Source organism: Zwartia sp. (assembly GCF_049655405.1).
Taxonomy (GTDB): domain Bacteria; phylum Pseudomonadota; class Gammaproteobacteria; order Burkholderiales; family Burkholderiaceae_B; genus Zwartia.
The window spans coordinates 1-5,123 of the sequence record NZ_JBASJR010000014.1; the positions used below are offsets into that span (position 1 = coordinate 1).

The 5,123-nt window shown below is 51.7% G+C and carries 5 protein-coding genes; 3 read left to right on the top strand and 2 right to left on the bottom strand.

Translation table 11 applies throughout. The features are described from left to right. Both WBJ47_RS14145 and msuE read right to left on the bottom strand, forming a co-directional pair. On the bottom strand, positions 1-140 hold a 140-nt coding region (locus WBJ47_RS14145; protein WP_422243019.1), incomplete at its 3' end, for a putative oxygenase MesX. A 51-nt stretch (positions 141-191) separates the two neighbouring features. After that, on the bottom strand, positions 192-773 hold the full coding sequence (gene msuE, locus WBJ47_RS14150; RefSeq protein ID WP_422243016.1) for an FMN reductase: 582 nt from the start codon (positions 771-773) through the stop codon (positions 192-194). A 110-nt stretch (positions 774-883) separates the two neighbouring features. Here msuE and WBJ47_RS14155 point away from each other — a divergent pair, with 110 nt between their 5' ends. The 3 genes from WBJ47_RS14155 to WBJ47_RS14165 all read left to right on the top strand — a co-directional run. After that, on the top strand, positions 884-1,801 hold the full coding sequence (locus WBJ47_RS14155; RefSeq protein ID WP_422243017.1) for a LysR family transcriptional regulator: 918 nt from the start codon (positions 884-886) through the stop codon (positions 1,799-1,801). Positions 1,802-2,511: 710 nt separating this feature from the next. Continuing rightward, entirely contained in the window at positions 2,512-4,890 is a 2,379-nt protein-coding gene (locus WBJ47_RS14160; RefSeq protein ID WP_424585292.1) for a TOTE conflict system archaeo-eukaryotic primase domain-containing protein, read from the top strand. A 43-nt stretch (positions 4,891-4,933) separates the two neighbouring features. Beyond that, positions 4,934-5,123, top strand: a 190-nt coding sequence (locus tag WBJ47_RS14165; protein WP_424585293.1) for a type II toxin-antitoxin system RelE/ParE family toxin, incomplete at its 3' end; no start/stop codon positions are given.

Below are 5,123 nucleotides of genomic sequence, written 5' to 3' on the forward strand. Positions count from 1 at the left end.
AATGTGTTGCGCAAATTCAGTTGCCGACTCGTGCCTCGTGCCAAATTGGCAAAATTCGTGGTGAGACGCGTACTGTCCGATGGAGAATAGTTCTCATCGAAGCAAATACTTTTCAGTTTAAAAATAAGTTCTTGGTTCATTGTGATTTAATTTTTTGAAAATTTAAAAATAAGAAAATGCAGATTTCTGTTTCAGGCCACAGCTAATTGCTCGACCAAAGGGTGCCTGGCTTTGCGCGTCAGCTCCAGCAATGGCATTGCCCGTTGCAACGCCAGCCTAGTCCGCTCGATCAAGGCGGGGTCCTGCAATCGATAGTCGACAAAATCTTTGTCAGTCGCATATATGCCCAATGGCAATGTGCGCGCCTGGAAGAAACTAAAAAGCGGCCGCAACTGGTGTTCGATCACCAATGCATGGCGCTCGCTACCACCGGTGGCAGCCAAAAAAACTGGCTTGTCGATCAAGGCGTCCTGATGAATAAAATCGAAGAAATGCTTGAAGAGCCCCGTGTAGGAACCGCGGTAGACCGGTGTTGCGACCACTAGAATATCGGCTTGCTCGACTACAGTAAGCTTGCGCTCCACGACTTCGGGCAACTGGGATCGCCAGATCGCGCCAGCAAGCAGCGGTGCGAGTTGCCCAAGTTCAACCATATGTTGTTCGCTTGAGATTTCATCAGCGATTAGACCTAATATGTGCTCTGTCAAGGCTGCAGACTTGGAAGGGCTTTGCAGTCCGCCAGAAACCGCTACTACACGGAGAGGTTGAGTCATTTTCGTTACCAATCTAGGATATAACAGATGCCATGGTTGAGATGCTAGACTTCATAATTCATGAAGTAAAATGGTTTTATCTCATGAATCCATGAAAAATAATCATTAAAATGATTGAACGCATTCATCTAAGAATCCTTCTGCAGGTCGAGAAACAAGGCTCATTGACTGCGGCCGCGGGCGTGCTACACCTGACCCAGTCGGCTCTTAGCCACACCATGAAGAAACTAGAGCAGCAACTAGGCACCGACATTTGGTTACGAGAAGGACGAAGTCTGCGTCTGACACAAGCCGGTCAGTACCTACTTGCGGTGGCAAATAGGGTGCTACCGCTACTAAACCTAGCTGAAGAGCACCTTGGACAGTTTGCGAAGGGCGAGCGAGGTGCGCTGCGCATCGGCATGGAGTGTCACCCTTGTTACCAGTGGTTACTTAAGGTGGTTTCACCCTATTTGACCGCATGGCCCGACGTGGATGTGGATGTCAAACAAAAATTCCAGTTTGGCGGAATTGGCGCGCTTTTAGGTTACGAGATCGACTTGCTAGTCACCCCCGACCCACTTTATAAACCTGGTTTAAAGTTCGAACCTGTGTTCGACTACGAACAGGTACTTGTCGTGGGTAAAGACCATGCTTTGGCTTCGACGGCCTATGTAAAACCCCAGCAATTAACCCGCGAGGTACTTATCAGCTACCCAGTGGATATCGAACGCTTGGACATCTACAACCAATTCCTGTTGCCAGCCGGCATCACTCCCAGGCGCCACAAAACCATCGAAACCACCGACATCATGCTTCAGATGGTAGCCAACGGCCGCGGCGTGGCCGCTCTACCCCGCTGGCTTGTCGAGGAATACGCAGCGAAGATGGATGTTGTGCCGGTGCGGCTGGGCGCACGCGGCCTCGCCAAACAGATTTTCTTGGGAGCCCGGGAAGCGGATACAACTATAGATTACGTTCGTGCTTTCATTGAGCTGGCTCGCCAGCCTAGTGACGCGACTGGCAAAGTTTGCAATTCTAGCGACTAAACGACAGCATATCTGCACTAGTCCAAATTGGAGACACCTAATCAAACGGCTAAGCCCTCACCTGTTAACAATAACTATCAATTACCCAAACCCTTTGCACTACTAATTTTTTCCCTTAGCTCCCATCCCACCACCATTACCGCACATACCAACCCTTCGGGGTTGGTATTTTTTTGGCCGTTGGTTTGGGTTTATGCGGGTGTGGGGGGAGTGTTGCGGACTACGGAGACGGGGTTTCGGGGTGGTAAAAGAGAGGGTTTTGTCTCTGGGGGCGGATAGTCTCTGGAAAGCGGCGCTGTGGATATGGGTCGAAGTCCGCGAGTGGTTTTTGCTAAACCTATAAAAATCAATGGGTTACTTGCGGACTGATCGAGCGAGTTTTAATTTGGCATTGGTAGGTGAAGGGAACAAAGCTTGTAGAGGTTGGGATCGACCGCGTACCAAGGTGCGCAGAACGAGCATCACTCAACCCCAATAAACAACTTACGATACACACAAAACTAAGTGCACTTCTGAGGCGAGTCTTGTACGATCTATTTCGTGATCACATTTCGTGTGTTTGATTCGGCTAGCACCATGCTCACCGCTGCAACAATAACCAAGCCTTCCCCTGGGGAAAAGATTGCACGACGTATTTCAAATCTGTCTCAGCTTTGGTTATGGGGCGCGATTTGGCTTGGGCGACCTGCTTGCTGAGTACAGGACATATCATGATTGAACGTGATCCCTTGGCTGCGCTCCAGACCGAAAACGCACGTCTCATTGCCTTGTTGGAGCAACAGGGTATTGAATGGCGCCTGCCTGCCGCACAGGTGTTAATTACAAATGAGGTTAAGCAAACTCGAAATTTTTCAACCCAAGAAAAAGTTGCTATTTTTCGCCGTCTGTTTCGTGGCCGCACCGATGTTTACCCTCTGCGCTGGGAGAGCCGTGCTTCAGGTAAATCGGGTTATTCACCGGCCTGTGCCAACGAGTGGCGCGCGGGAGTTTGCGACAAGCCGCGCATCAAGTGTGGGGACTGTGGCAACCGCTTGTTGGTCCCGCTAACCGACGCCGTCATCTACGATCACTTGGCTGGCGAACACACGGTTGGCGTCTACCCCTTATTAGAGGATGACTGCTGCTATTTTCTGGCGGTTGATTTTGATGAGGCGCAGTGGCAGGACGACGCCCGCGCCTTCATGAAGTCGTGCGGCGAATTAGGCGTTCCGTGCGCGCTAGAAGTGTCCCGCTCTGGTCAGGGTGCACATGCCTGGCTATTTTTTGAAGGGCGCGTGTCAGCCCGCGATGCCCGAAGACTGGGCACTGCCCTCATCAGCCATACCTGCGCGCGCACAAGACAGTTGAAGCTCACGTCTTATGATCGGCTATTTCCCAACCAAGACAGCATGCCAAAGGGTGGCTTTGGCAACCTGATTGCACTTCCCCTACAAAAGCGCCCCCGGGAAAGTGGTCGAAGCGTTTTTGTGAATGGCGACTTACAACCGTATGCCGATCAATGGGCCTTTTTAGCAGCAATCCAGCCAATGTCCGTCCTCGACATTGAGCCCACAGTTTTGCGAGCCACCGGAAAATCTCACCCGCTTGATGTAACCTTCATCGATGATGAAGATCTGGCTACTCCGTGGAAAAGCAGTGCAGAAGCCAACAAGAAATTGACTGGACCATTGCCAAAGTCCTTAAGTGTCACGCTGTCCAATATGATCTATTTTGAGAATGCTCAACTACCGCAAGCACTGGCCAATCGCTTGATCCGTTTGGCTGCTTTTCAGAACCCTGAGTTTTACAAAGCGCAGGCCATGCGCATGTCAGTCTGGGACAAGCCCCGGATCATCGGTAACGCCGAGAATTTTCCAAAACACATTGCATTGCCGCGCGGCTGTCTGGACGCCGCGTGGGCTTTGCTCAAAGACAACGGCATTACGTGGGAGATACAAGATGAGCGTTTTTCAGGTGAACCACTTGATGCGGATTTCACCGGCCAACTCCGCTTAGATCAAGAAACGGCTGTTGCGCAAATGCTGCAACATGACGCGGGTGTGCTCTGTGCGCCCACAGCTTTTGGTAAAACGGTTACCGCAGCGGCCCTCATTGCCAAACGCGGCGTCAACACCTTGGTGCTGGTGCATCGTAACGAACTGCTCAAACAATGGCAGGAGCGCCTGCAGGTTTTCCTCGGTGTTGCCAAAGGATTAGTTGGCACCATTGGTGGTGGCAAGGCCAAGCCCACAGGCAAGATCGATATTGCAGTGATGCAGTCGGTGTCACGCCAGGGCGAGGTCAATTCCTTGGTTGAAAACTATGGCCATGTCATCATCGACGAGTGTCACCACGTTGGTGCAGCATCCTTTGATGCGATCTTGAAGAAGACCAAAGCGAAATACGTGCTCGGACTGACCGCCACGCCCATTCGACGAGATGGTCAACAGCCCATTATCTTTATGCAGTGCGGCCCGGTACGGCATACGGCTACGCGCTCAGCCAGCGCTCCGCATGACCTAGAGGTTATGCCGATCTCACGCCATGATCGTATTAATTTGGGCACAGAGGCGGGGATCCAGGATGTCTTTCGGCATCTAGCCAACGACAGCATGCGAACCCAAGCGATTGCCGCTGAAGTCAAGGTCGCGTTCGAATCTGGCCGCAAAGTGTTGGTGCTAACCGAACGCACCGAACATTTGGACGCCATTAGCGCTGTACTTTACGAGCATGTTTCTTCTCACTTTATTCTGCACGGTCGGCTATCAAAAAAACAACGTTCAGTCCTGATTGACGAACTTAACGCCTTGCCGCCTGATGCTTCACGCATCTTGCTGGCCTCTGGTAAGTTGGTAGGCGAAGGATTTGACCACCCGCCACTAGACACGCTGGTCCTAGCGATGCCTGTGTCTTGGAAGGGCACTTTGCAGCAATATGCCGGACGCTTACATCGTGAGCATGCAAGCAAGACTGACGTGCGCATCATCGATTTTGTCGACACCGGCCACCCCACACTTCTTCGGATGTGGGACAAACGCCAGCGAGGCTACCGGGCGATGGGATACCGGATGGCAGCGGAGTTGGAGCAGTTGGCACCAAATCTGTCGTAGCAATACCCTTGACAATGTATGCCACTTAGTGGCACAATCAAGCATGAAACGTATTTTTAAGACTCGCTACTTTGCTCGATGGATGCGCAAGACTGAACTCAGTGACAAGGCGCTCTATTCTGCAGTTATCGAAATGACGCACGGTTTGATCGATGCTGATCTGGGCGGCGGGATCCTCAAAAAACGAGTCGGACTTTCCGGTCGGGGAAAGCGGGGTGGGGCCAGAACCTTGG

Coding starts and splice junctions, on each gene's coding strand:
- msuE (WP_422243016.1), bottom strand. CDS start 773: ATGACTCAACCTCTCCGTGTAGTAGCGGTTTCTGGCGGACTGCAAAGC.
- WBJ47_RS14155 (WP_422243017.1), top strand. CDS start 884: ATGATTGAACGCATTCATCTAAGAATCCTTCTGCAGGTCGAGAAACAA.
- WBJ47_RS14160 (WP_424585292.1), top strand. CDS start 2,512: ATGATTGAACGTGATCCCTTGGCTGCGCTCCAGACCGAAAACGCACGT.